The sequence below is a fragment of the Rhodoglobus sp. G.S.4 genome, from assembly GCF_056619605.1.
Genome location: NZ_CM152748.1, coordinates 165,050 through 190,374, shown reverse-complemented (window position 1 = coordinate 190,374; position 25,325 = coordinate 165,050). Strand labels below are relative to the sequence as shown.

General features: G+C 61.7%; 21 protein-coding genes. 10 read left to right on the top strand and 11 right to left on the bottom strand.

Annotated features, from left to right (window positions below; translation table 11 throughout):
* Positions 1 to 68 precede the first annotated feature (68 nt).
* From AC061P_RS00915 to AC061P_RS00905, 3 genes are all read left to right on the top strand, one after another.
* Entirely contained in the window at positions 69 to 719 is a 651-nt protein-coding gene (locus AC061P_RS00915; RefSeq protein WP_480391586.1) for a GntR family transcriptional regulator, read from the top strand.
* Between the two features lie 8 nt (positions 720 to 727).
* Positions 728 to 1,996, top strand: a complete 1,269-nt coding sequence (locus AC061P_RS00910; protein WP_480391585.1) for an alpha-hydroxy acid oxidase — start codon at positions 728 to 730, stop codon at positions 1,994 to 1,996.
* Between the two features lie 113 nt (positions 1,997 to 2,109).
* The gene (locus tag AC061P_RS00905; protein ID WP_480391584.1) at positions 2,110 to 3,336 is read left to right on the top strand and encodes an MFS transporter; all 1,227 of its coding nucleotides are present in this window, start codon (positions 2,110 to 2,112) and stop codon (positions 3,334 to 3,336) included.
* Between the two features lie 78 nt (positions 3,337 to 3,414).
* Here the strand turns inward: AC061P_RS00905 and AC061P_RS00900 are convergent, their stop codons facing one another.
* Genes AC061P_RS00900 through AC061P_RS00890 form a run of 3 tightly spaced genes read right to left on the bottom strand, consistent with a single transcriptional unit; the run spans position 3,415 to position 5,574 of the window.
* Complete coding sequence (locus AC061P_RS00900; protein ID WP_480391583.1) at positions 3,415 to 4,314, bottom strand: endo alpha-1,4 polygalactosaminidase; 900 nt, start codon at positions 4,312 to 4,314, stop codon at positions 3,415 to 3,417.
* A 58-nt stretch (positions 4,315 to 4,372) separates the two neighbouring features.
* Complete coding sequence (locus tag AC061P_RS00895) at positions 4,373 to 5,209, bottom strand: M56 family metallopeptidase (RefSeq protein ID WP_480391582.1); 837 nt, start codon at positions 5,207 to 5,209, stop codon at positions 4,373 to 4,375.
* Positions 5,210 to 5,211: 2 nt separating this feature from the next.
* Positions 5,212 to 5,574 carry a BlaI/MecI/CopY family transcriptional regulator gene (locus tag AC061P_RS00890; protein ID WP_480391581.1) on the bottom strand — a complete coding sequence of 121 codons (363 nt, stop codon included), beginning with the start codon at positions 5,572 to 5,574 and terminating at the stop codon, positions 5,212 to 5,214.
* An 88-nt stretch (positions 5,575 to 5,662) separates the two neighbouring features.
* Here AC061P_RS00890 and AC061P_RS00885 point away from each other — a divergent pair, with 88 nt between their 5' ends.
* The 4 genes from AC061P_RS00885 to AC061P_RS00870 all read left to right on the top strand — a co-directional run bounded on the left by AC061P_RS00885 (position 5,663) and on the right by AC061P_RS00870 (position 12,189).
* Positions 5,663 to 7,273 carry a cytochrome ubiquinol oxidase subunit I gene (locus tag AC061P_RS00885; RefSeq protein WP_480391580.1) on the top strand — a complete coding sequence of 537 codons (1,611 nt, stop codon included), beginning with the start codon at positions 5,663 to 5,665 and terminating at the stop codon, positions 7,271 to 7,273.
* 18 nt (positions 7,274 to 7,291) lie between these two features.
* Positions 7,292 to 8,335 carry a cytochrome d ubiquinol oxidase subunit II gene (gene cydB, locus AC061P_RS00880; RefSeq protein ID WP_480391579.1) on the top strand — a complete coding sequence of 348 codons (1,044 nt, stop codon included), beginning with the start codon at positions 7,292 to 7,294 and terminating at the stop codon, positions 8,333 to 8,335.
* A 45-nt stretch (positions 8,336 to 8,380) separates the two neighbouring features.
* The gene (cydD, locus tag AC061P_RS00875; RefSeq protein WP_480391578.1) at positions 8,381 to 11,707 is read left to right on the top strand and encodes a thiol reductant ABC exporter subunit CydD; all 3,327 of its coding nucleotides are present in this window, start codon (positions 8,381 to 8,383) and stop codon (positions 11,705 to 11,707) included.
* Between the two features lie 92 nt (positions 11,708 to 11,799).
* On the top strand, positions 11,800 to 12,189 hold the full coding sequence (locus AC061P_RS00870) for a hypothetical protein (RefSeq protein WP_449648031.1): 390 nt from the start codon (positions 11,800 to 11,802) through the stop codon (positions 12,187 to 12,189).
* Between the two features lie 11 nt (positions 12,190 to 12,200).
* Here the strand turns inward: AC061P_RS00870 and AC061P_RS00865 are convergent, their stop codons facing one another.
* From AC061P_RS00865 to AC061P_RS00835, 7 genes are all read right to left on the bottom strand, one after another.
* On the bottom strand, positions 12,201 to 13,304 hold the full coding sequence (locus AC061P_RS00865) for an acyl-CoA dehydrogenase family protein (RefSeq protein WP_449648030.1): 1,104 nt from the start codon (positions 13,302 to 13,304) through the stop codon (positions 12,201 to 12,203).
* A 409-nt stretch (positions 13,305 to 13,713) separates the two neighbouring features.
* Positions 13,714 to 13,986: a HigA family addiction module antitoxin gene (locus AC061P_RS00860; RefSeq protein ID WP_480391577.1), complete on the bottom strand. Its 273-nt coding sequence runs from the start codon at positions 13,984 to 13,986 to the stop codon at positions 13,714 to 13,716.
* A 15-nt stretch (positions 13,987 to 14,001) separates the two neighbouring features.
* Positions 14,002 to 14,295, bottom strand: a complete 294-nt coding sequence (locus AC061P_RS00855; protein ID WP_480391576.1) for a type II toxin-antitoxin system RelE/ParE family toxin — start codon at positions 14,293 to 14,295, stop codon at positions 14,002 to 14,004.
* A gap of 251 nt (positions 14,296 to 14,546) precedes the next feature.
* On the bottom strand, positions 14,547 to 17,732 hold the full coding sequence (locus tag AC061P_RS00850; protein WP_480391575.1) for a type I restriction endonuclease subunit R: 3,186 nt from the start codon (positions 17,730 to 17,732) through the stop codon (positions 14,547 to 14,549).
* Positions 17,732 to 18,913 carry a restriction endonuclease subunit S gene (locus tag AC061P_RS00845; RefSeq protein WP_480391574.1) on the bottom strand — a complete coding sequence of 394 codons (1,182 nt, stop codon included), beginning with the start codon at positions 18,911 to 18,913 and terminating at the stop codon, positions 17,732 to 17,734. Before AC061P_RS00845 ends, AC061P_RS00850 begins: the two co-directional genes overlap by 1 nt.
* Positions 18,910 to 20,532: a class I SAM-dependent DNA methyltransferase gene (locus AC061P_RS00840; protein WP_480391573.1), complete on the bottom strand. Its 1,623-nt coding sequence runs from the start codon at positions 20,530 to 20,532 to the stop codon at positions 18,910 to 18,912. The genes AC061P_RS00845 and AC061P_RS00840 overlap by 4 nt, the downstream gene beginning before the upstream one ends.
* Entirely contained in the window at positions 20,532 to 22,634 is a 2,103-nt protein-coding gene (locus AC061P_RS00835) for a hypothetical protein (protein WP_480391572.1), read from the bottom strand. The genes AC061P_RS00840 and AC061P_RS00835 overlap by 1 nt, the downstream gene beginning before the upstream one ends.
* Before the next feature lie 184 nt (positions 22,635 to 22,818).
* Here AC061P_RS00835 and AC061P_RS00830 point away from each other — a divergent pair, with 184 nt between their 5' ends.
* From AC061P_RS00830 to AC061P_RS00820, 3 genes are read left to right on the top strand one after another with little or no spacing between them, the layout of a single operon-like run.
* Entirely contained in the window at positions 22,819 to 23,103 is a 285-nt protein-coding gene (locus AC061P_RS00830) for a DUF3892 domain-containing protein (protein ID WP_480391571.1), read from the top strand.
* Positions 23,104 to 23,129: 26 nt separating this feature from the next.
* Positions 23,130 to 23,648 (top strand): hypothetical protein, encoded by a 519-nt coding sequence (locus AC061P_RS00825; RefSeq protein WP_480391570.1) that lies wholly within the window; start codon positions 23,130 to 23,132, stop codon positions 23,646 to 23,648.
* Between the two features lie 47 nt (positions 23,649 to 23,695).
* Positions 23,696 to 24,712, top strand: a complete 1,017-nt coding sequence (locus AC061P_RS00820; protein WP_480391569.1) for a TM2 domain-containing protein — start codon at positions 23,696 to 23,698, stop codon at positions 24,710 to 24,712.
* An 83-nt stretch (positions 24,713 to 24,795) separates the two neighbouring features.
* Here AC061P_RS00820 and AC061P_RS00815 read toward each other — a convergent pair whose 3' ends face one another.
* Positions 24,796 to 25,185, bottom strand: a complete 390-nt coding sequence (locus tag AC061P_RS00815) for a VOC family protein (RefSeq protein ID WP_480391568.1) — start codon at positions 25,183 to 25,185, stop codon at positions 24,796 to 24,798.
* Positions 25,186 to 25,325: the final 140 nt, after the last annotated feature.

Below are 25,325 nucleotides of genomic sequence, written 5' to 3'. Positions count from 1 at the left end.
CTATTTTGCTTTGTCTTACATTCTGCTAGATTGTTTGACAATCCAAGTCGAGGAAGTGGGAGTCAGTTGTGATCGAGAATGCCGCAGTGCTCCCCGAGACCGTCGCCCAGAAGCTTCGCGCCGACATCATCTCTCAGAAAGATGCCCCCGGCGCTTCCGTCACCGAAGCAGCCGTCGCTCTCCGTTTCGGCGTCGCTCGCCCCACCGCCCGCATCGCGATTGATCGCCTCGTCGCCGACGGACTCCTGCGCCGAGAAGCCCACCGCGCCGCCCGCGTGCCCGAGCTCAGCTACGACGACGTGCTCGACCTCTTCGACACCCGCTCCATCGTCGAAGCAGCCGCCATGGCAGCACTCGCTGAAGCCGGCGCAATTCCAGCGGCGGCGCTCGCCGCACACCGCGCGCTCACCGCCACCGATGATTTCGCCCACCACGACATCCAGTTCCACCGCGCGCTCGTCGCCGGTCAGCCCAGTTCGCGCCTCACCCGCCTGCACGAACTGCTCATGGGTGAAGTCGAGCTGTGCATTGGGCAGGTTCAATCCGCCCAACTCATTACCGCCCACGAGGTGGCCGAACAACACCAGGGCATCCTCGATGCCATCACCGCCGGGGATGCCGCCGCCGCGGAGCGCCTCACCCGCGACCACATTCTGGGGGCGCGCGATCGCCTCCTCACCCACCTCGACACCGACACCGATCTCGACACCGACAGCTAAGGCACCTCATGGTTAAGCGTCAATTTCCGAACCCCGTAGAGCTCGCGAAGCTCATGAAGTTCAAGGCCCCCGAGCTCAACGGCAAGAAGCGTCGCCTCGACAGCGCCCTCACGATTTACGACCTCAAAGACATCGCCAAGCGTCGCACCCCCAAGGCCGCCTACGACTACACGGATGGCTCGGCCGAAGGCGAGATCTCGCTGAGCCGAGCGCGCCAGGCCTTCGAAGACATCGAGTTCCACCCCTCGATCCTGCGTGGCGCCTCCCGCGTCGACACCACCACGCAGATTCTCGGCGGAACGTCCGCGATGCCGTTCGGAATTGCGCCGACGGGATTCACCCGCCTCATGCAGACCGAAGGCGAAATCGCCGGCGCGGGCGCAGCAGCGGCAGCAGGAATTCCGTTCACTCTTTCGACGCTGGGCACGACATCCATTGAAGATGTGAAGGCCACCAACCCGAACGGCCGTAACTGGTTCCAGCTGTATGTCATGCGCGAACGCGAGATCTCTTACGGCCTCGTCGAGCGCGCGGCAGCCGCAGGCTACGACACGCTGATGTTCACGGTCGACACCCCGGTTGCCGGTGCGCGACTGCGCGACAAGCGCAATGGGTTCTCGATTCCTCCGCAGCTGACGGCAGGCACGATCCTCAACGCCATCCCTCGCCCCTGGTGGTGGTTCGACTTCCTCACGACTCCCCCGCTCGAATTCGCCTCGCTCGCGACCACCGGAGGCACCGTGGGCGAACTGCTCGACTCCGCCATGGACCCGTCAATCAACTACGACGACCTCAAGATCATCCGTGACATGTGGCCAGGCAAAATTGTGATCAAGGGAGTGCAGAACCTTGAAGACTCGAAGCGCCTCGCAGAGCTCGGCGTTGACAGCATCCTGCTCTCCAACCATGGTGGTCGCCAGCTCGACCGCGCCCCCATCCCCTTCCACCTACTGCCGAACGTCGTGCGCGAAGTGGGCACGGACGTCGAGGTGATGGTCGACACCGGCATCATGAACGGTGCAGACATCGTGGCCTCGATGGCCCTCGGCGCCAAGTTCACGCTCATCGGTCGCGCCTACCTCTACGGGCTTATGGCGGGAGGGCGCGAGGGCGTTGACCGCACGATCCAGATTCTGTCGGAGCAGATCGTGCGCACGATGAAACTGCTCGAGGTCACGAGCATCGAAGAGCTCGAGCCGAAGCACGTGACTCAGTTGCAGCGGTTGGCTCCCCGTGCCGTCACCCCGAGTGCGGCCGCGGCGGTGCCCGCGAAATAAAGCCACTCGTGCCGCAGGCTGTGGTGGGTCGCCGTGCGAGTTCTCTGGCCCTGCCGGGTTCTGGATTCTGAACTCAGTCGGTCAAGACCCGGCGGGGCATAGAGTTGAGCATCGTGACTCAGAACTCTCGCGATGCTCCGACCCCCGTCTGGCGCGCGCCAGGAATGCCCGCGCTATTGGTCTTGACGGCCGCAGGTTTCGGAGGTTTCATTGCGCTGATTCCTGTCGTACCGCTGTGGGCGATTCAGGGCGGAGCCACGGAAGCTGGCTCCGGTTTCGTCAACGGTGTGTTGCTGCTCGTCACCGTAATGACGCAGCCCTTTGTTCCGCGACTCCTGGAGCGCTTAGGTACTGGCCGCGTGCTCGCGGCGGGCCTCGCCCTTCTCGGAGTTCCGCCACTGCTGCTTCTCATTTCGGATCAGCTGGGCTGGATTCTCGCTATTTCCGCGGTCCGCGGTGTCGGCTTCGGTATCCTGACTGTCACCGGCTCGACCGTCGTGGCGAACCTTGTTGATCGCGCGCAACACGGCGCTGCCGTCGGAATCTACGGCGCTGCAATCGCGATCCCGCAGATCTTCCTCGCCCCCACCGCAACCCTGCTCGCGGAGACCGTCGGATTTTGGGCCGTCTTTGCGCTCGGTGCGTTGCCCCTCTTGGGCATCAGCTCTGCCCCTCGCCTCGCACGTATTCTTCGCGCCCAAGCTGCCGAGCGTGAGTTGCTCCCCGCCACCGGTTCAACGTCGGTCGCGGCACCATCGGGCACCCGATCGCAGCGACGTATGCTCGCCGTCACCCTTCTGCGCCCCATGATGCTCCTCAGCGGCGTGACTCTCGCCGGCGGTGCACTGCTCACTTTCGCGCCACAAATGAGCTCATCGCCCGCGGCGACTGCCGGAGCGCTCGCCCTGCTCACCCTCAGCGCCGCGATCACCCGCTGGGGTGTCGGCGGCCTCTCTGATCGCTACGGTGCCGGTCGCTTCCTGTGGCCGCTCGTCGTCATCTCGGTCGCCGGCCTCCTCGCGATCGCCCAAGCGGTGCAGAACCCGGATTCCACGGGTGTTCTGCTCTTCCTTCTCGGCATGACGCTCGTCGGCGTTGCCTACGGTGGGCTGCAGAACCTCACTCTCGTGCTTTCCCTCGCCGCCGTACAACGCAAGCAATACGGCACAGCGAGCGCTGTCTGGAACATCGGCTTCGACCTCGGAACAGCCCTAGGTTCAGTGCTCATCGGCACACTCGCCACCGCGTTCGCGTTCCCGCCCGCGATCTTGGTAGCGGCAGCGATCTCGCTCTTGACGCTGCCGCTCGCGTTTATTCGCGGACCGAAGGTCACCGGCTAGCACGGTTACGGTACTCGCGGCTGATGGGCCTCGCGGCTGCGTGGCATCTCGTGTCGAGCGAAATTCCGGCGGCTGCCGTCAGCAGTGCTCGTAGACGTAATCGGGTGAGCCGGGCGGCGTGAGGTCGCGATCTCGCAGCATCGTGATGCGTGGTGTTGCGGCATCCGCGCACACTTCGGCGAAGGGTCGCCGCAGCTCGTCGGTGTACTCGATATCGATTACGGCGTCACCGTAAGAATCGGTAAAGTCACCGCACTCCTCGAACTGATCGCACTCTTCGACGATCACAAAGTCGAAGCCAATCGTGGATGCCGCCTGCCCCAGCAGCTCAGCAGAATTCTTCTGCGCCACCGCGAGCCCGTTCTCGTGACCGGCCTGCACGAGCAGCGTTGCGATCGCGATCGCGTCTGCGCGCTCAAGTAGCCCTTCGGAGCGCGAGTAGCTGTCGAGGTTATCGAACTCGACAGCCTCAAAACCTTTGCTAGCGCAGCCCACAATCGCGGGGCTCAGTTGCTCGGCGATAGCCTCCCGATTGCTTTCGGAACGAATGTCGAGAAGGGTCTCATCCGGCCAGTTCGGGTCGATAACCGCGTCGCCTGCGCTGTCTTGCAAGAGCAAATCGGTCGGCCACTGCTCGCCCGGTTGCGATTGGAAAGCATTGATGTAGCAAATGGAATATGCCCCGTCGAGCGGCTGCTCTTCTGAGTCGCGAACGACCACCGACACTGCCGCGCCGGGCTCGTAGGCTCCGCCTAACTGGTAGTCGGCGATCGCTCCCGGCTCGAAAAGGCTCCAGGCCGAGGGAGATGACCCGGCGTTGGCGGATGCGGCGGGAGAGCTCGAGTGCGTCTCCCCTGCGGGGGCGGCGGCAGTGCATCCCGCGATGGAGAGCACGAGCGCCGTCGCGAGAGTGAGTCGCATCGTCCGCGAGTTGCGTGGCCACACCGTGGAGGGTGCGTTAGGTGTGGTTGCGTTCATGACGCTGAGTTTAGACCGCACGCTATCACGTCGTGAAACGCGATGAGGCCGCGAAAAACTACGCCAACCGCAACAACCGCGCCCGCAGTTCTTTCGGGGTCGACTCGGGCAGGGCAGCGGAAAATTCACTGCGCTGCGGCAGCGCACCACCTTCGGCGACGACGGTGATTGCCCGAGCCAAACTGCCGCGACTCACGTGCGTGAGGGCGTTGTCGTCGGCGTGCATCTCGAGAAGCAGTGCCACTTCACGCGAGGCATTGCGCGCGGTCGGTAACCACGGCAGCGATACCTTCCAGGCCGTGAAAAAGATGAGCACGATGTCATGGCGCAATCGAACGTGGGCCCGCTCATGCTCAATGACGGCACGAAGTTCTTCTTCATCCAGCAGTTTGATCAGGCCAGCCGTCAAGACGGTGATCGACTTGAGGGCACCAGGCAAGCAGTAGGCGACGGGAGCCGGGGTGTCGATGAGTCGGGTGCCGGGACGGTCGACCATTGGCTCACTGAGAAGGGTGATGAGTTGAGCATGGCGGGCACGCTCTCGCTCCGCATATACAACCGTGACGAGCAGGTTTAGGAGGAGGTGGGCGGTGAGGAAGAGAGCTCCCGAGAGCGCGAGCAACGACCACACCGAGGAGCCGTCTGGCAACTCATTGTGGGTGACGAAGCGCCACATGCCGTTAGCGGCATCCGAAAGGTCATTGGCGAATGTTGAGGCCCCCAAAAGAACGAGCGAGCCAATCATGCTGGTGCCACCGACGAGTGCGACGAGTTGCCAAACCAGCAACCCCAGTGTCGGGCGACGGTAGGCCCATCTCGCCCCTGGCAGCAGTGCGGGAACAGGCCACGCTAACAAGATCGCGATGAGGCCGAGCGCGATGGCGGCAACGAGCATTTTTAGCGACCGGCGAGGATGCGGCGCAGAGTGTCGGCTTCTTCGCTCGAGACCTGACCGACGAAACGTTCGAGTACCGCAGCGCGATCGCTCGCACCACCAAGCACTTCGTGCATGAGGTCGGCCATGTGCGCCTCGCGAGCGGCGGCGGAACGGTAGCGGTGTGGTCGGGAGTCTCGCTCGCGCACCACAAAGTTTTTGTTTTCGAGCCTCGACAGCACGGTGAGGATCGTGGTGGGGGCGAGCTCACGGCCCGATTCCGAATGCTCAGCTAGTGCCGCTTGCAGGTCATACGCCGAAAGGCTTTCGCCACCTGCCCACAGCAAATCCATGACGCTGCGTTCGAGTTCTCCCAACGAATTCATGAGCCAATTCTACCTCAGGTAGAAATTATTTCTACAACCGTGTAGAAATAGTTCTACAAGACGTAGAAAATGCAGTGGAAGGTGCGGAGTGGACCCCCTAGAAATCGCGAGATGGCAGTTCGGCATCACCACCGTTTACCACTTCATCATGGTTCCCCTCACGATTGGCCTTGGCCCGGTCGTCGCACTCATGCAAACCCAGTGGGTGCGCACGGGCGACGAGAAGTGGCTGCGTATGACTAAATTCTGGGGCAAGTTGTACCTCATCAACTTCATCATGGGTGTTGCCACCGGCCTCGTGCAGGAGTTTCAGTTCGGCATGGCCTGGAGTGAATACTCTCGCTTCGTCGGCGACGTCTTCGGCGCACCGCTCGCCATGGAAGGCCTCCTCGCCTTCTTCTTTGAATCAGTCTTCCTCGGCCTCTGGATCTTCGGCTGGAGCCGCCTGCCCAAGAAGATTCACCTCGCCACCCTGTGGATCGCGGTAGCCGGTTCGATCGTCTCCGCCTTCTTCATCATCGTGGCGAACTCGTGGATGCAGCACCCGGTAGGAGTTGAGCTCATCGACGGTCGCCCCGTCATGACCGACATCTGGGCAGTGCTCACCAACAACACCGCGCTCACCGCCTATTCGCACACAATCACTGGCGCCCTCGCCGTCGGCGCCGGGTTCGTCGTCGGCATCTCCTGGTACCAGCTCTGGCAGCGTCGTCGCGATGGAATCGACACTGTGGATGCCGCAGGCCGTGTCGTCGTCGGCGAGAATGCCAGCCTCCCTGGCCGCGATCGCAAGGACCACTCGGTCTGGATCACGAGCATCCGCATCGGTGCCGTCATTGCGATTGTCGGATTCGGTGGAGTCGCCATCACCGGTGACCTGCAGGCGAAGCTCATGTTTGAACAGCAACCGTTGAAGATGGCCGCGGCCGAGGCCGCCTGCCATGACGGTACGAGTTTCTCGGTGCTTTCGATTGGCCCGCTCGGTTCTCAGGACTGTGAGGCTGTGGTCGGCATTATCGAAATTCCGGGCATCCTCTCATTCCTCGCTCATGGCGACTTCGATACGGAGATCAAGGGTGTGAACACGCTCATCCCCGAGTACCAAGCACTTTATGGAACCAACCTTCCCGACGACCCGCTCTATGGCGAACGTGCCGGAATGGAAATCAACTACTTGCCGATCATGGAGGTCACCTACTGGGGCTTCCGCCTGATGATCGGCTTCGGGATGCTCGCGGCTGGTTTCGCTCTGCTCACCCTATGGATTGTTCGCAAGGGAACGGTGCCGCGGTCGAAGTTCCTGATGGGCACGGCACTCCTCAGCATTGCGGCCCCGTTCGGTGCCAACATCGCGGGTTGGGTGTTCACCGAAATGGGACGTCAGCCGTTTGTGGTTGCCCCTAACCCGACCCCCGGTGGCGTTGACGGTGTCTACATGTTCACCGCGGCAGCAGTTTCCCCTGGGGTGAGTGGTGAAGAGATCATCTTCTCCCTCGCTTCCCTCGCGCTCGTCTACGCCTTCTTGCTGGTCTTCGAAGTGAAGCTGCTCGTCAAGTACGTGCGCGGTGGCGTTGCCTCGGCGATGCCTGAGCTCGGGCATCCAGAAGCTGGTCCCGGCGACAGCGAGAGCGATCCCAACAACCCTGACGACCCCAACCGGCCAGACCAACGCGACGACGTTCTCGCGTTCGCCTACTAAGTAGAGAGGCAGACACTCATGGAACTTCTTCCCACCGTCTGGTTCATCGCCATCGCGGCACTCTGGATTGGCTACCTCCTGCTCGAAGGCTTCGACCTTGGGGTCGGGATGCTGCTGCTCTTCAGCACGCGCAACGACAAGCAGCGCCGGCTCATGCTCAATGCCATCGGCCCGGTCTGGGACGGTAACGAGGTCTGGCTGATCACGGCTGGAGCCGCCACCTTCGCTGCATTCCCGTTTTGGTATGCGTCGCTGTTCTCAGCCCTTTACATCCCGCTGACAATCGTGCTCGTGAGCCTCATCTTCCGCGCGGTCGCGATTGAGTACCGCGGCAAAGGTTCCACGGATAAGTGGCGCATGTGGTGGGATCGCGCTCTCGGTCTCGGCTCGCTCGGTTCGGCCTTCGGCATCGGTGCAGCGCTCGCCCTCACCACGACCGGCCTTCCGATTGATGAAAACGGTGACCGCGTCGGCGGTGCTTTCGCCTGGTTCACTCCCTACGCAGTGCTCGGTGGCCTTGCTGTTGTCGGCTTCGCGCTCGTGCACGCCTCGGTATTCCTCGGCCTGAAGACCGATGGCGACGTGCGTGTCCGTGCCCGCAACTTTGTGGTGCGGTGGAGCCCCGTTGCTCTGCTGCCGATTGTCGCGTGGGTGCTCATCATCCAATTCCAGAACGGCACCGTTATTACGTGGGCGCTCGTGGTAGTTGCGGTGATCGCCGTCGTCTTCGGCTGGGTCAGCGCGCGAGCCGGGCGCGAGGGCTGGGCCTTCGTCGGTATCGCAGCATTTTTGGTCGCGGGAGCGTCATCCATTTTCGCTGCGGTCTACCCTGTAGTCCTGCCGTCGACCATTGATCCTGCCTTCAACCTGACGATCTCCAACGCGGCGAGTGGCGAATATACCTTGGGCGTTATGAGTGTCGTGACCGCGTTTGGTCTGCCGCTGGTGTTCGTGTATCAAGGCTGGACCTACTGGGTATTCCGCAACCGCCTGAGCGACAAGCACATCCCGGAGGCTCACGTGGTGAAGCCTGCGGTGGCACCCGCTTCCTCCGCAAGCTAGGGCACTCCCAGCGTTGCACAATCAGCAGAGGGCACCATGGAGGGCATGAAGGCCAAACTCCGCGAACGACTCGCAGCCGGTTTCGGCCCAGGCGGCGTACACACGCTGTTCGGGCTCGGGCTGTTGGCCGCGCTCAAGGGGCTCGCCCTCGTGCTCATGGCGGAGGCGGTTGCCCGCGGCGTCGTCGGCGTCATCGAAACGGATGATCGGGCGTGGCAGTTCGCGATTGTGCTGGGCATTGCCGCTGGCCTTCTGCGCGCGGCCGCCGCTTGGGCAACGGAGAGTTTCGCGACTCGCGCCGCTCTCGGCGCGAAGGAATCGCTGCGACGCGAACTCGCCGAGCGAGTGCTCACGGGTTCGGATTCGCGCGTCGGTGCGAGCACGGCAATTGCGACGGTCGGTCTCGATGAGCTCGACAACTACTTCCGTGTTGTGTTGCCGTCGATTGTGACGACGGCAACGGTTCCGTTGCTGATTGGCGCCCGCATCCTCTCGGTCGATTGGGTGAGTGCGCTCATCATTGTGTTGACGGTTCCTCTGGTTCCCGTCTTCATGGTGCTTGTCGGTGGGCACACGCGCGAGCGTGCTGACGCGGCGAGTGCGAGTCTCGAACGCCTTTCCGATCATCTTGTTGAGCTGGCGCGCGGCCTGCCCGTTCTGGTGGGGCTTGGCCGGGTCGGTGAGCAGTCGCGTGCTCTTCGGGCGATCTCGGCCGAGAATCGCACGACCACAATGGCGACGCTACGCACGGCGTTCCTCTCCTCCCTAGTGCTGGAACTCATTGCCACCATCTCGGTCGCTGTTGTTGCCGTCTTTGTTGGTGTGCGGCTTGTCAACGACCAGCTCCCCCTCACGGTTGGCCTCATCGCCCTTGTGCTTGCGCCCGAGTGTTTTGCGCCGTTCCGCGAACTGGGTGCCGCGTTCCACTCCTCCGAGAATGGGCTCACCGCTCTGCGCCGGGCCCGCACGATCATCGATGCGCCGCGAGCCCGTGTTCACCGGCAGCCGGAGGGCTCCTTCCGTGTTGTCGATCTGACGGTCGCCTACAACGGTCGTGCTCTTCCTGCGATTGACCAGCTCAGTTTCCGAGCGACGCCGGGAACAATCACGGCATTGGATGGGCCAAGCGGCAGCGGAAAGTCCAGTGTTCTTGAGGTGCTGGCGGGCAATCGTGAGCCCGACGGCGGCACCGTGTGGGGCGTCGACGTTTCCCGGGTGGCGTGGGTTCCGCAACATCCGCAGACCGTTGCCGACACCGTCCTCGACGAACTGCGCCTCTATAGCGACGATGAACAATCCATCAAAGCAGTGCTGCTCGAACTTGGCTTGGGTTCAATCGCTGACACCGACCCCCGCCAGGTGAGCCCCGGCGAGCTGCGTCGCATTGCTGTCGCGCGCGGACTGCTGCGCGTCGAAGCGGGCGCAACTCTGTTGCTGTTGGATGAGCCAACAGCCCATCTCGACCCGGCATCCGCTGCTCGCGTGGAGACAGCAATCGCTGAGTTGCGCGGCCGACCGGTGACGGTGTTGGTGGCGTCGCACGAGTCGGGAATCGCAGCGCTTGCCGACCAAGTGATTTCGGTCGGTGTGTCAGGCGGAACCAGGGCTGTCGAAGCGCGCGTTGACCCGATTGCGGCAACAACGGAACCGGATGCTGGCGCCCTCGCCGCGCCAAGCTCACCCCGCGCCACTCTCGCCGCCCTCCTCGAGTTTGTGCGTCCCTCATTCGGCACTCTCGTCGGAGCTATTGCTCTCGGCATTGGCGCGAGCCTCTTCGCGATCTCGTTGACCGCAATCTCGGGCTGGCTGATTGTGCGGGCGAGCGAGCATCCGCCGATCATGTACTTGCTGGTGGCGATCGTTGGCGTGCGGTTCTTCGGGTTGGGTCGCGCCGGCCTGCGCTATGCCGAACGTCTGGCGACTCACAGTGCGGTGCTGCAATCGTTGATCGAACTGCGGGTATCACTCTGGAACGGTCTCGGCGCTCGGGCCCTGGGTTCGCGGGCTCTCGCGAATGGCGGGGTCGCTCTCGACTATCTCGTCTCGGCCGCTGACCGGGTGCGCGATCTGGTTCCTCGGGTCGTGCTGCCGCCCGCGGTTGCTCTCGGCACGTCACTCGCTGCGGTTATTGCGGTTGCGTTGCTTCATACTCCCGCCGTGTCGGTGTTGCTGTGGGGGCTCGCCGCTGGTCTTATCGCGGCACCGGTCGTTGCCGTGCTGGTTGATCGCTCGGCCGCCAACGGCATCGCCAATGTGCAATCTCGTGTCGTGCGCGCCTTTGCCGCCATGACGGGTGCGGCTAACGATCTGCGCGCCAATGGTGTCGGTGAGCGGATGCTCGTGCGCCTCGATCGCATCGACGCCGAAGCCGGGGCACTCTCCCGCCGCAGCGCTCGCGCCCTTGGCCTCGGCAATGCCGTCGTCGTACTCGCCTGCTCGGTGACCGCCGTCGCGATGCTCCCCGTTGCCGCGCCCGCCGTCGTCGCCGGCACCCTGCCCATTGGCATCGTCGCCGTGCTCGTGCTTATCCCCATCGGCCTCGTTGACTCGCTGATCGCGTTCGTTGACTCCGTGCAGCAGTGGCCAGCACTCAGTGCCGCTTTGGCGAAGGTGCGTGGGGTGACGGCGGGGGTGGACGCTGCGGGAGGTGCCATTTCAGGCGGCGCTGCTGCCGCGAGTGCAGACCAACCACTCGGCGACGTGACCATTCTTGAACTGCGGGAGCTCGGCATCCGCTGGCCTTCGAGCCCGACGCTCGCTTTCTCGGGCGCGACCGCTCGGGTTGAGCGGGGTGAGTGGCTTGTCGTCGAGGGGCCATCGGGGGCGGGCAAGTCGACGTTGTTGGCGGCGCTGCTCGGGTATCTTCCGGCAGCCGCGGGTTCGTGGAGCCTCAATGGGGTGGATGCGCGCGAGCTGTCGCCTGAGCAATTGCGCGCGGCGGTCACATGGTGCCCGCAGGAGTCGCACCTCTTCGACTCAACGATTCATGGCAACCTGCTGTTGGGCCGCGCCCACGATGATCAGCCGACCGAGCAGGAGCTTGTTGCGGTGTTGCGCCGGGTGGGTCTCGGCCCGCTATTCGATTCGCTCGAGTACGGCCTCGATACTCGGGTGGGTTCGGCGGGTGCGAGCTTGTCGGGCGGCGAGCGTCAGCGCCTCGCGCTTGCCCGCACCCTGCTCACGCGAGCGGATGTCGTGCTGCTCGATGAACCGACCGCCCACCTGGATGCCGCGAGCGCCGAGCACCTCATCAGCGACCTGCGCACGGCTCTCGCCGACAAGATCGTGGTGCTCGTGAGCCATCACGATGACGAGCGCCGCGACTTCGATGTGAGCTTGCGGCTCGGGGCGCGCGAGGTCGCTGCGGTCTAGCGCTGCCGCTTTGGCTGAGGGTGCGCCCGTAACACACTGCACCTTGAGCTAGCTGCGACGATGCGTCAGTTGTTCTGGTACCGTCAGATCGCATGAGCATAACTCGCAAACAATGGGTGTGGGTCGGCGCAAGCGTGGTCATCACCGCATTCGTGATCGTGTATTTGCTGCGTCTCACCTATTTGACCGTTGCCGTTTCGGAGTGGGAGGTTCCTCCGACCTCCTCAATTCCCCTCCCTCAGGGAAGCGAGATTGTTGCGGTCGACGAAAAGTGCGCCTCGGGCGGCTGCTGGTCTCTGGTCTCGGTGCGTCCGCCCGAGGGCATGACCCCGGGCGAGCTCTCAAACGAGCTGGGGACATCGCCGCGAGAATACATCTCGGGCTCGTTCTGGAATCCGCTCACCATCGAGCTAAGTTCCGAAACTCAGGGTCCGCTTCTCATTGTCACCGCCGGCTTCGCTCCGGACAACTACATCCCCTGAGCCCTGCCCACCTAACTCCCGAACAGGTCGCTCGCGACGGTCTTATGCACCGACTCCGGGTTCGAGGGGTGGTAGATCCCGGCGAGCACATCGCGTTGCAAGCGCGAGAGTTCGCTTGTGCTGCGGAAGGCTCCTCCCCCGGCCGAGCGCATGACCTGGTCGACAACGTGGCGTGCGGTTTCGATGCTGCGGTGCTTCACACCGGCCAGTTTGCGGAACCACCCAGCCCCGTGATCCACGAGCGCATCAACGTCATCGACAATGCCGTGCAGTTGGGGTTCGATCGCATCGAGCGCGAGGGCGGCATCCGCCATCCGCCAGCGCAGATCCGGATGCTCGGAGTACGCGGCACCGGTGATGGCCGAGCTGCGCTGCTGGAGTGCTTCGACACCGAGCTCGAGCGCGCGGTCAGCAAGCCCCGCGTACACGGAGGCGATGAGCGGCAAAAAGTTGGCGAAGACCGCGAAGATGAAGGGATCGGCGTTGGGGCCGACGGGCAGCACCCGGGCGACCCGGTTCGCGGGAACGAAGGCGCCATCCAACACCGTCGTGTGGCTTTGGGTGGCGCGCATGCCGAGGGTGTCCCAGTCCTCGAGGGAGCGCCAACCGGGTGCCGAGCGTTCGATGAAACCGTGCACGAGAGTTTCGGTTCCATCGTCGGCGGTGTGCTTGCCGAAGAGGCCGAGCTGGGTCCACGCCGGCGATAGCGACGTGAAGATTTTGGTGCCCGTAAATGCGTAACCGCCTTCGACGGTTTCGGCGGTGGTGAGCGAGTCCCACATGACGAGATCGTTGCCGGGTTCGCTCAGGCCGAAGGCGAAGATTTCACCGGCTTCGGCATCCGCCAACAGCCAGTCGAGGCTGGAGTCGCCGCGTTCGCGCAGCGCCCAGGCGACGCCGATCCAGACGAGGTGCATGTTGATGGCGAGCGCCGTAGCGGGAGCGTAGGCGGCAAGCAGGCGCTGGTCATCCGAGAGCTCACGCAGACTGCGCGGCTTCAGGTAGCCGACGGCACGCAGCTCTTGCAGGTCTTCGGTGAAGAAGATGTTCTCGTGGTCGTAGCGTTCGGCGCGGGAGCGGATGCGGTTGAGCAGTGCTGGGGTGAGTACCGTCATGGGTTCACGCTACCGCGCCGCGGTCAGTCTTCTCGCAAAGTGATGCCGAGAGCCTCGCCCGTGATGCACGGCTTGGCGAGTTCCACCGCGTCAAAACTATTCCACAATCGGTATAGTTTTGACGCACCTGAGCGAGCAGGATTCAGATCGGCACTCGCCACCGCGCGAGCCGGAATAACACGGTGGTTTACGATTCCGGCTGAAGCCGGGTCACTCTTACTCCCGAATTGTTGGGTGCAGCTCCAGGAGTAGGAGCAGCGCTCATTGCCACCCGTCGCGCTCCGAAGCAATCTGGCGGTCCAGCTCGCCGACGGGGCGAGCAACACCCACAGGGACCGGGTTGCTAGTCAACCATTCAGCCGCGTGTGCGGCGGTGTGCTCGGAAGCACTCTCAGGCGCGCCCACGAGGTCATCTCGCAATCGGCAGAACGATGGGCTGCGGTTTTCGGCGCTCGACCCACAGGTCGTACGCGGTCTGCATGCCGAGCCACAGCTCAGCGCTGGTGCCGAGCAAGATTCCGAGGCGCACCGCCATATCGGCGGTAACGGACGCATGACCATTACGGATGCGCGACAGCGTCGCCCGCGTGACGCCGAGTCGGCGGGCAGCTTCAGCGAGGCTGACGTCGCCGAGGTAATCTTCCAGCAACATGCCGGGGTGGGGAGGGTTGTGCATGCTCATCGTTGCTGCTCCGTTCTAGTGATAATCGAGATAGTCCAGAAGGTAAACATCGGTAACTTCAAATTTGAAAACCATCCTCCAGTTACCGCTCACCCAAATTGCATAATGGCCGGCGACATCGCGACCCCTAGTTGTTGAGCCGCTGAGCGAGTGTGGTTTCCACGCCGCGGGGATGTCGTCGACCGACCGAGCATTGTCGAGCACTGCGAGCTGTCTCTGAAGTTTGTTGGCGTGATCTGGCCGGATCCCCGACTTCTTTCCTGCCGCGAAGAACGTTTCGAGACCTTTGTGGCGAAACGACTTGATCACAGCTTCAACCGTACAGCGACGCTATACGTATAGCAAGACAATACGCCCAACGCTCGGAAAGTTCGGTAGCTAACTAACCCCAGCTCGGCTGTTGCTTCGTTGCGTTGATGCATGACTGAAATTCTGGCTGCAGGCGCTTCGCTTTTCAGCACATTACGAACCTGCGTGATCTCTTCAGATTCACTTGCAGGTGTTGAGAAGTAGACGCGGCAGCGACACGAAGGCTCCCCTGCCCTTGCAGAAGATCGAGTCTAGGCGCCAGCCTCGCGCTCATCCGCATACCGAGGAGCCATCGTTTCCATCTGCTCCATGACGAGCTTGATGGCTTCGGGCTGCTTGTCTGGCGGGTAGTCGTTGAGCACGAGCAGCCGTTTGATCGACGAGCGCAGCTTGGCGCGCACGTCGTCGCGCACAGTCCAGTCGGTGCGCACGTCGCGGCGCATCACCTGAACGAGGCCGCGGGCAATGTCAGCAAGCTTGCCTTTTCCATGCAGGTCGACGGCAGATTCGTTTTGGGCGACAGCATCGTAGAACGCAAGTTCGTCGGAGGAGAGTGCAGGGGTGAATGTTTCCCCGCGTTTTCCTTCGTCCGCTACTTCGGCGGCCACACCGAGAAGCGCGGCAATGATCTCGGCTGAGGTGAGTTGTTGGTTGGTGTATTTGTTCATCAGTTCGGTGATGCGTTCGGAGAAGGCGCGCTGGCGAACGATGTTGTTGCGGGTGATCGCGTGTGATTCTTCGGTGAGCATCACCCGCAGTGCTTCGATGGCGAGCTGCGGGTTGCGAGCTTTGAGGGTCGCTTCCGCAAATTCGGGGGTGAGGGCGCTGAGTGAGGGTTTGGGAATGCCGGCGGCGTCGTAGATGTCGAAGACGGCTCCGGCATCCGTGGCTTCGGCAATGAGTTGGCCGAGGAGACGTTGGATGTCTTCGGGGATGGGGCGTCCGTCGGCTTGGCGCTCCATGGCATCGAATTTCGCCATGACAACCCGCACTTCTTCGTAGAAAGAAATTTCGGGGTGCAGGTCGGCGAGGGTGGTGCGGCCGCTGGCGAGGGTCCAGGCACGTCCGAGCTGTCCGGAGAATTTGCGGTAGCGGCTGGCTAAGGTTTCTTCGCCTAGTGACGCTTCGTTGCCGGGGGTCGCGACTCCCCGCAGGTAGTTGACGGCACCGTTGGTGGCGTTGATGAACGCTTTGGGGCCACGCTTGTCGAGCACCGCGCGCCAGTCATAGCCGGCGAGCAGTTCGCGTAGTTGGTCGACGAGTTTGGTGGCTAGCTCCACGGCTTCGTCGACTGAGCGGCCTATGGGTTTGTTCTCTTGGTCGGTGGTGGTGTATTCGGCGAGAGCATCTTTGAGGTTGTCGTCGAGGGGGGCGTAGGCGACGAGGAGTCCGTCTTGTTTTCCGCGGAAGGTGCGGTTGACGCGGGCGAGGGTCTGCATGAGCAGCGCGCCTTTGAGGGGGCGATCGAGGTAGAGGGTGTGGAGGGGTGGCGCGTCGAACCCGGTGAGCATCATGTTTTGCACGATGACGATTTCGAGTTCGTCATCCACGTCTTTGAGACGTGTTTTGATGGCGTCATTTTGGGAGGTGCGGCGCACATGGTTGAAAATCGGCACGGGATCGGAGGGGGTGCCGGAGTAGACGACTTTGATTTTTCCGGTGGTGAGGTCGTCGGTGTGCCAGTCGGGTTTGAGGGCAATGATTTGGTCGTAGAGGCGGGCACAGATTTCGCGGGTGGCTCCGACGATGAGGGCTTTGCCGGGGGCTTCGATGTAGGGGCGCATGCGGGTGCTGCGTTCTTGCCAGTGGGTGATGATGTCGGCGGCGAGGGCTTCGAGGCGTTCGGGCGCTCCGTAGATGGCGTTGACGACGGCGACGGATGCTTCGATGCGGGCTCGTTCGGTGTCGTCGAGGCTGGTGGTGGCGTCGTCGGCGGCGGCATCCAGTTGTTCTTGGGTGATGGTGTTGGCGAGGCTGACGGTGATGATGCGGGGTTCGTAGTAGACGGGCACGGTGGCGTTGTCGTCGATGGCGCGGGTGAGGTCGTAGATGTCGATGTAGTCGCCGAAAACGTCGCGGGTGTTGCGGTCGCGGAAGGAGATGGGGGTGCCGGTGAAGGCGATGAGGGTGGCGTTGGGGAGGGCGTCGCGCAGGTGGCGGGCGTAGCCGTCGAGGTCGTCGTAGTGGCTGCGGTGGGCTTCGTCGACGATGACGATGACGTTGCGGCGGTCGGAGAGGAGGGGGTGGTCGGTGCCGGTGGCGCGTTCGGCGTCGGTGCGTCCGAATTTTTGGAGGGTGGTGAAGTAGATGCCGCCGGTGGTGCGGTTGCCTATTTCGTCGCGCAATCCGGTGCGGCTTTTGATTTGTTGGGGCTTTTCGGCGAGCAGCATGCTCTGGTTGAACGTGTGGAAGAGTTGGCCGTCGAGTTCGGTGCGGTCGGTGATCACGACGATGGTGGGGTTTTTGAGTTTGGGGTGCCGGGTGACGAGGTTGGCGTAGAGCTCCATTTCCATGGATTTTCCGGAGCCTTGGGTGTGCCAGACGACGCCGGCTTTTCCGTTGGATTCGACTGCTAGGACTGTGCTGCGGATGGCTTTGTCGACAGCAAAGTATTGGTGGGGTTTGGCGATGCGTTTGGTGAGGCCGTCGGCGTTTTCGTCGAAGGCGGTGTAGTTGCGGAGGAGTTGCAGGAAGCGGTCTTGGTTGTAGAGGCCGTCGATGGCGTCTTCGAGGCCGGTGACGGTTTCGCCGTCGATGCTGCGGTTGGGGGCGACGGGGTTGCCGTCGTCATCCACGTTCCAGGGGGCAAAGTGGTTGAGGGGTGTGAAGGGGGTGCCGTATTTGGCGTCGAGGCCGTCGCTGGCGAGAGTGAACACGCAGAAGCGGAAGGCGAGGGGAAATTCGCGTAGGTAGGTGCCGAGTTGGGCGTGGGCGGAGGCGACATCCGCAGTTTTGCTGCCGGCTTTCTTGAGTTCGATGATGCTGACGGGCATGCCGTTGCAGTAGAGCACGAGGTCGAAGCGTCGCTTGTAGTCGCCTTGGATGAGGGTGACTTGGTTGACGGCGAGCCAGTCGTTTTGGTCGGGGTCGGCGGAGAGCAGGCTGATGGTGGGGTTCGCTTCGACCCCGTCGGTGTCGACGTAGCTGAGGCGGAACCCGTCGACGAGGTATTGGTGGATGCGAAGGTTTTCGGCGATCGCATCTTTCGACTTGGGCGCTGCAATCTCGGCGACGGCTTGTGCCAGGTATTGCGCGGGCACGTCAGGGTTGAACTTTTGGAGTGCGGCGAGCAGGCGGGGACGGATGAGGAGCTCGTCCCAACTGTCGCGCTCACCTGAGCCGGGCGCGATTTTTTCGCCCGCAGTGGGGAGCCACCCCAGCTCTCCGAGAGTGTCGAGGGTGAGTTGTTCCCAGTCTGCTTCTGACATTCCGGGCATCACACGACCTCTTCAATCTGCTTCTGGGCATCTTTCACGCGGAGCCTGCCCGACATGAGTTCAGGGAGGAGAGTGTCGCGGAGTTCCGCGAGCAAATCGATTTCAGCGAGAGCGCTCGTGATGGACGCCTCTAACTCAGCAAGTCGCGACTCAAGCTCGGCCGACAGCTCTGGCTTCAAACTCGGCACTTGTAAACCCTCGAGTTGCCCGCGATTTATCGAACCGAAAATAGTTCCTTCGGCTTCGAACGGTTCCCACACTTCAGGGAAGGCTTTGAGTAGGTTGAAGAGGGTCGCCGGTGCACCAATAGTCGTTCGAACAGCCGCAAGACCGCGTCCAATACAGATTGGCTCGTTCGCAAGGTTCACTCGCCCCACAGGAGCTCGCACGCTCAGGAGCGTATCGCCAGCTTCCCCAACTCGCGTCACTTGCTCCGTCCAAATCCGGCGTTTCGGATATCTGAACCCGAAGTCCCGCACGCCTTGATAGAACACGGTGCCACGAGCGCCTTCGTTGAGGCTCGCCCCCACTGGAGAGGAGCCCATCACGACGTCTGCAACTTGTGTGAGAGCCTCCGTCCGTCCTGGCTCAACTGCTTCTCGTGTCAACGCTTCCGCAAGTTCAGATGCCGTTTCCATCAGTCTGGTGTTGGCGGCGATCTTCTGGTCGAGCACTCCCAGCACCTCTACAATTGCGCGCTGCTCTGGAACGCTTGGGAGGGGTATCTCAAGCCTCGCAAGGATCCCCAAGTTAATGTGTGGGACTCCGGTAGAAATGGAATTGTCTTCTATCTGTTTTTTGAACTGAGAACTACCACAGGCGTAGTACACATACTCCGCGATCGCAATCTTGGGATCGACGCGAAGTCTCATTTGACTTTGGGAGATTACATAGCTCTCGTGCTTAGATGCTGGCACGAGAGCTACCTGACCGAGCGTCCCTCGTTGGGTGAAGACCACATCACCCTCAACCGCAGTATTGCGTTTTAACTCTGATCTGACCTTCTCGTCAGTGACAAATACGAAATCACCCCCCACGTACTTGGAGTTGCCGAGGTTCGTCCCGCGAATGACTGGCACCCCATCTGAGACGTAGTCTTTGGCGCCCAAAGATGAGCCGAAAGGCCCTCCCGCGACCCCCCTTTCGGCAGAGATAGACCCTATGGTCGCGAGTCGGCTCACGCGATCCTCATTAGCTGGTCACGAACGGCTGCCGCAAGCCGTTCCGACTCTTCGAACTGAGCCACAAGATCATTGCCCAACCTTTCAACCTTGAGTTCAGGCTCCTCGCCGTCACCCTCGACGTCAGCTGTTCCAACGTAGCGTCCGGGCGTAAGCGAATACCCGGATTCCTTAACCTCGGCGAGCGTTGCGGAGTAGCTGAACCCAGCCTCGTCTTCATAGGTGAGCCCGGCATCCGTCGCCGACTTGGTGCCGCGCCAGGCACGGAAGGTGTTTGCGATCTTGGCGATGTCGTCATCGCTGAACGCGCGCTCGGCACGATCAACCATGTGGCCGAGATTGCGGGCATCAATAAACAGCACCTGACCCGTGCGATCAATGCTGCCGCCTGGCCCTGCGGTCTTGTCTCTCGCAAAGAACCACGTGCACACCGGAATACCCGTGCTGCGGAACAACTGCGTCGGCAGCGCGACCATGCACGACACCAAATCGGCCTCGACGAGCTGGGCACGAATGTCGCCCTCGCCGCCTGAGTTCGACGACATCGAACCGTTTGCCATCACCACACCCGCACTACCGCCGGGGGCGAGCTTCGAGATGATGTGCTGAATCCACGCATAGTTTGCGTTACCCGCCGGTGGCACACCGTAGCGCCAGCGCGGATCGCTCTCACTGCGCGCCCAATCCTTAATGTTGAACGGCGGATTCGCCATCACGAAATCGGCCTGCATGTCCGGATGCTGATCACGCGCAAACGTGTCACCCCAACGGCTCGCCAGATTGCCGTTCAGTCCGTGGATCGCGAGGTTCATCTTGGCCAAACGCCAGGTGCGCTCATTCAGCTCCTGACCATAAACGGAGATGTCGCTTCCCTCTTTATTGTGCGACTCCAAAAACTTCTCCGCCTGCACAAACATGCCACCCGAACCACAACACGGGTCATACACGCGGCCATGTGTCGGCTCCAAAATCTCCACCAACACCCGCACCACACCCGCCGGCGTATAGAACTCGCCACCACGCTTACCCTCAGCGGCCGCGAACTTCTCCAAGAAGTACTCATACACCTCACCCAAAAGGTCACGCGCCCGCGTCGACCCCTGACCGGTGAACCGCGCCGAGTTGAACAGGTCAACCAACTCGCCCAAACGGCGCTGGTCGATGTTGTCCTTGTTATAGAGACGCGGCAACGTTGCGGCGAGCGCCGGATTCGATGCCATGATCGCATCCATCGCTTCATCAATCAGCAGACCAATCGACTTCGTCGGCTCAGCCGTTGACGCCGCAATGCCCTTCGCGTTCTCCGACAGGAAACCCCAGCGCGCATTCGCCGGAACCCAGAACACCCCATGACCCGTGTACTCATCCACATCATCGATGAGTTGTGCGATCTGGTCTTCGGCGAGACCATCACCCTCAAGCTCTGTCGCAATCTGAGCGCGACGCTCCTCGAAGGCATCCGACACATACTTCAGAAACACCAGCCCCAGGATGATGTCCTTATATTGCGAAGCATCCATCGAACCGCGCAGCTTATCGGCGGCCTTCCACAGGGTGTCTTTCAGTTCCTTCATGGTCGACGGCGCAGCATCCGTCTTCGTTTTGGTGCGAGGGGGCATCAGTTAGTTCCTTCCGGTAGGGCAATTATGGCGGCATCAGTGCCGGTAGTTGTGGGGTTGTTCTGGGTAGTCAGAGTGCCAGCGACAACGCCACCGACAAGAACATCTTCGAGTTCGGAGAGTGAACGCATCCGCTCGGCTAACATGGCGCGCTCGGCCGCGACGCTCGTTAACGCATGCGCCAAACCGTCGCGTTCTGTGGGAACTACGCGGCGCACAAGCCAACGCTTCCACTCACGTGACGACTGCTGGGCTATGTCCGACGCGAGCAACTCAGGCACAAGACCCGCAGGGTCTGACGGGTTAATGCGCAAAACCCGGGCCGGATACTTCACGACCGAGAAACCCACAGAATCGACGAACGCCCTCAGATGCGGGCTCGTGCAGAACACCACATCGCCAGGCTCCGTCAGTCGCGCCGCCGGGTACTCCGCCGACAGCAGCAGCCGGTCGATCCTGCGAGCGCCGACCTCAACAGTGCCGACCAACTCCTCGACGCCGACCACGACATACCCGGCTTCTTCAACAAGATCCGTCGAACCTAGGCGAGCACCAGAAAGGCAACGGATATGGCGCGAAGCCGCAAGCGCACCCAACGTTGCTGAAGGCAAAGAGAGTGGCGAAACAGTAGTAGTTACATGGCGCACCACTTCGGGAGTGTCGTCGCCAAGAGCCGCAATGATCGCATCCAAGCGTGCCGGGAAAGCCTCCCCCGCCTGCTGTCGCTGTTGCACTGCCATGATGCGCGGCACCGTCACCACCGGCTTCGTCGACGCGACCAACGAACCCGAGCGCGCCAAAAGAGCACCCGTCGAAACAGGGCGAGCGAAACGGAACGCGTGAGCGCGGACCGACGCTTTATCGCCCATTGCTGCAGTCAAATCGCCTACCAAGTCAGTTCGTGTCGCAGCCGACAACCGCTCATCACCCAAATCAGCAACTAGAGTCCACCGATCGGCGCGTGCCACCGACGCATGTGCCGGACCAAACACCCAGAGCGCCAGTGCCTGACGTGGATTGCTCGTCACCAGTCCGCGCGGCAAACGAACCACCGCCCGGAGCTTGCCGGAACGCAAAATTTGCGAACGGATCGCATCCGCTTCGGTCGCCAGCCGACCATCAGTAAGCACGGTTGCCGGCGCAAGCACAACCGCTCGCTGGGCGTCATCCATCTGAAGAACAATGTTGTCAATCTCAGACAGGATCTGCACCGCCGACATCACCGACAACTCAGGAGTAGGAAACTGCGCCACATGCACCGGTGCACCGACTGCAGCGAACTCACCAGTCGCCGAGACCGCCAAAGAGGTATGCGGCAACTGATGCGCGATGAGCCGGCGACGCAACAATCGCGCGCCAGAACCGTTAGTGTTCGCCGTCATCACCTCGGCATCAACATTCTCAGGGACCGACTTCAACACCGCAATCAACAGATCCCCACACGCCCCCGTCGGGTCAATAAACTCTGGGCGCTGCGAATCGGCATCCGGGTTGCTCCTAGATAATTCCACCGCGAGTTCGCTGACCAGGGCTGTTGCCTGCGGTTCGAGAGCCGTGCGCGTAAGAACCCGACGGCCATCCCGGAAGCGTTCACCCAGAAGAGACTCGAACGCTGCCGCTGGGCCATACGCACCATCCACCAAAACATCGACAAAGCGAGCCATCGGGACCAGCTCGTCACCGAGACCATCGATCTCGCCCTGGATACCCACGTCATCCGGATCAATCTCATCAGCGCAATCAAGCAAACGTTCACGGTCTAACTCACCAATCGGCTGATCCATGGCGGCGCGCAAAGCAACCAACGAGGTCAGCGCATTAAACGCACCCTCATCACCACGACTCGTGGCGTCAAACCGGGCATACGCGGATGCGTCAGCCACCACATCAGGATTGTTGCCCCGGCCTGTCGCCACCAACCATTCCGCCACCTGCCGCGCATCAAACACCTCGCTACCGCGATCCTGAGCAACAGGAGCAGGGAAAGGCGACTCGGATGCCGCAGCACGGGTGCGCCACATCGACACCACCGGGCGCTGAACCTGCGCCAAACGCGCAATACCGGAAAGTGAGATGAATAGCTTCGGTGCAGTTGCGTTCATGACTCCCTCTTCGGCTCACGTGCACGGCTGTGCCACACGATGAGCTTAGCTCGACCTTGTGTCATTTGTATGCGTTGTCTGATAAGGCTCATTATCAGCACTTTTCGAGATATACGGGCCCTAGTGCTCCACGCTTCACTACGTCACGGCAGGAGGCCCTGACAGCTGAACAAAGGAGCACCCAATGCTGTACATCCGCCAAGTTCGCGTTCAGGCGCCGGGCACCACAAACCAACACATCATCGACGTCAAATACTCAGGCACCAAAACGGGCCCACTCACGACTGTGAGCCGAGGCGCCATCGTCAGCGTCATCGATGGCGGCGGAGACATCTACACCTACAACAACGTCACCGGAGCCGGTGCCAGGGTCGTCACTCGCGCTGGCGCGAACTACCTCAAATACATCACCACAGAGGCAGACGGCAGAGAAACCAACAACCTACTCGAACTGCCGCGGTTTCAGTAAGCGACGCCGAAGAGAGGGAAGAGAACATGACCACACCAGAATCAGACACCCCGGCGCCGACAGAACCCGCAACCCCGACAAACGAACCCGCGGCACCTCCGGCCTCCTCCCTAGTTAATCCAATCGCGTTTGCGTTCGGGGTGGTAGGAGTCGGAATCGGGCTCACGCTCGGGCTTGTTCTTGGACTCGCCGTAATCCCCACAATGGGAAACCTGGCCGGCGGTGTCATCTCCGCCACACAACCCAGCCCCATCACGACCGCAGTCGAAACCTGCGGTGTTGAAACGAACCAGTGGATTCAGATTGGCGACGGCGGGCAGAGCCTCTCAATGCAGAGTCTCGGCGAAGAATCATCCGGAGCAGAGTTCGACGACGTCTTCTGCGTACTCGACCAGCTCAAGATTCCCGACAGCGCTCTCAGCCTCATCAGCAACACACGGTCACTAGATGGCCGACAGTCTGCCGACTGGAACGGCTTCAGCGCCTCCTGGGGCTACCACCCCGACAACGGCCTCGACATCATCATCGATGTCGCACGCGACTAACTCACACCCACCAATCACCAATCACCAATCACCAATCAAGGAGCATCATGTCCACAGACACGCAGCAGCACTCTTCCGAACTCCCCCCACCAATCCCTGCCGTTCCTACGACACCAGAGTCCTCCAAGTCATTTCTCACAACGTGGTTGCTCTCACTGCTGCTCGGCATCTTCGGAGTCGACCGGTTCTACCTCGGCAAAGTCGGCACCGGCATCCTGAAACTCATCACCTTCGGCGGTTTCGGAATCTGGTTCCTCATCGACCTCATCCTCGTGCTCACCGGCGCACAAAAAGACAAGCAGGGGCTACCCCTCGCCGGTTACGACCAGCACAAAAAAATCGCCTGGGTCGTCACCGGAATCGTGATTCTGCTCTCCATCATCACCGGCGGCGTCAACGGTGGCAACGCAGACAACCAGTCAGCGGATGCCCCCAGCACGAGCACCGGACAATCAACCGACTCTGACACCGAACCCGTCACCGAAGCACCCGCGGAAGAAACCAACACTGTGCAGAGCTGGGCGGATGACAGCTTCGGCAGCTTCGACGCCGTCACCCAATCAGGCACCGGCGACAACCTCATCACGCTGCCTGAAGGCGCGAAAGCAGGAATCGTCACCGCAACTCACGACGGTGGATCGAACTTCGTCATCAACGGATTAGACGCCAGCAACGGGTCCACCGGCGACCTGCTCGTCAACACCATCGGCCCCTACAGCGGCATCAGCGTGTACGGCTTCAACTCCTTCACCGATGCCACCACCCTCGAAGTCAAAGCCGACGGAAACTGGACCATCACCATCACACCCATCTCCACTGCTCCCGCCCTCGCGACATCGGGAACTGGCGACGGCGTGTATCTGTTCGACGGCCCGGCCGGAAAACTCACCGCAACTCACGACGGCTCAAGCAACTTCGTCGTGCTCGAAGAGACCGGCGAAACCTTCTCGGTAGGACTCCTCGTCAACGAAATCGGAGCCTACAGCGGAACCGTGCCGCTGAGCTCAGGCCCCTCCGTGATCAGCGTGCAAGCTGACGGCAACTGGACGCTACTCGCCGAGTAACCCGACGGCGCGCGAAGGCAGTGCGGGGCGAGACGATTGCCGTCTCGCCCCACAACTCTGACGTGAATTCGCTCACGCGAAAGCTAAGGCGCCATCACAGACAGCACGTTTCCCGCCGGATCCATGAACCAGGCGATCTCTGGCCCGTGCCCACGCATGATCCCGTTCTCGTCAGTGTTCAGATCGCCTTCGTGCCCAGAGTCGTCATAGATCTTCGTGCGGACCCCGAGTTTGTTCAACTGGTCAACGGCAGCCTCAACATCATCAACCACAAAATTGAGCATCGTATAGCTAGCGGGTTGATGATCCGTCTTGGGATAGACGATCAACTGTGCACCACCAGGCACCGTGATCAGCAGTGTTCCCATCTCGCCATCGACCACGGTCAAGCCCAGAGTCTCACCGTAAAAAGTCTTCGCTGCATCAAGATCATCCACACTAAAACCAGATAGCGCGCGTGTAGGAGAGAACATGATTGGCCTGCTTTCGTTGAGGGAGTTCACGCGTGAACATTCCATACCCATCGAAGACCCGGTGCAACCAGTTTGCCTAAGCCGCCGCCAAACGCCCCGGCAAAACTCGCGTCACCACCTCAGTCAGGGTGAGATCGCCA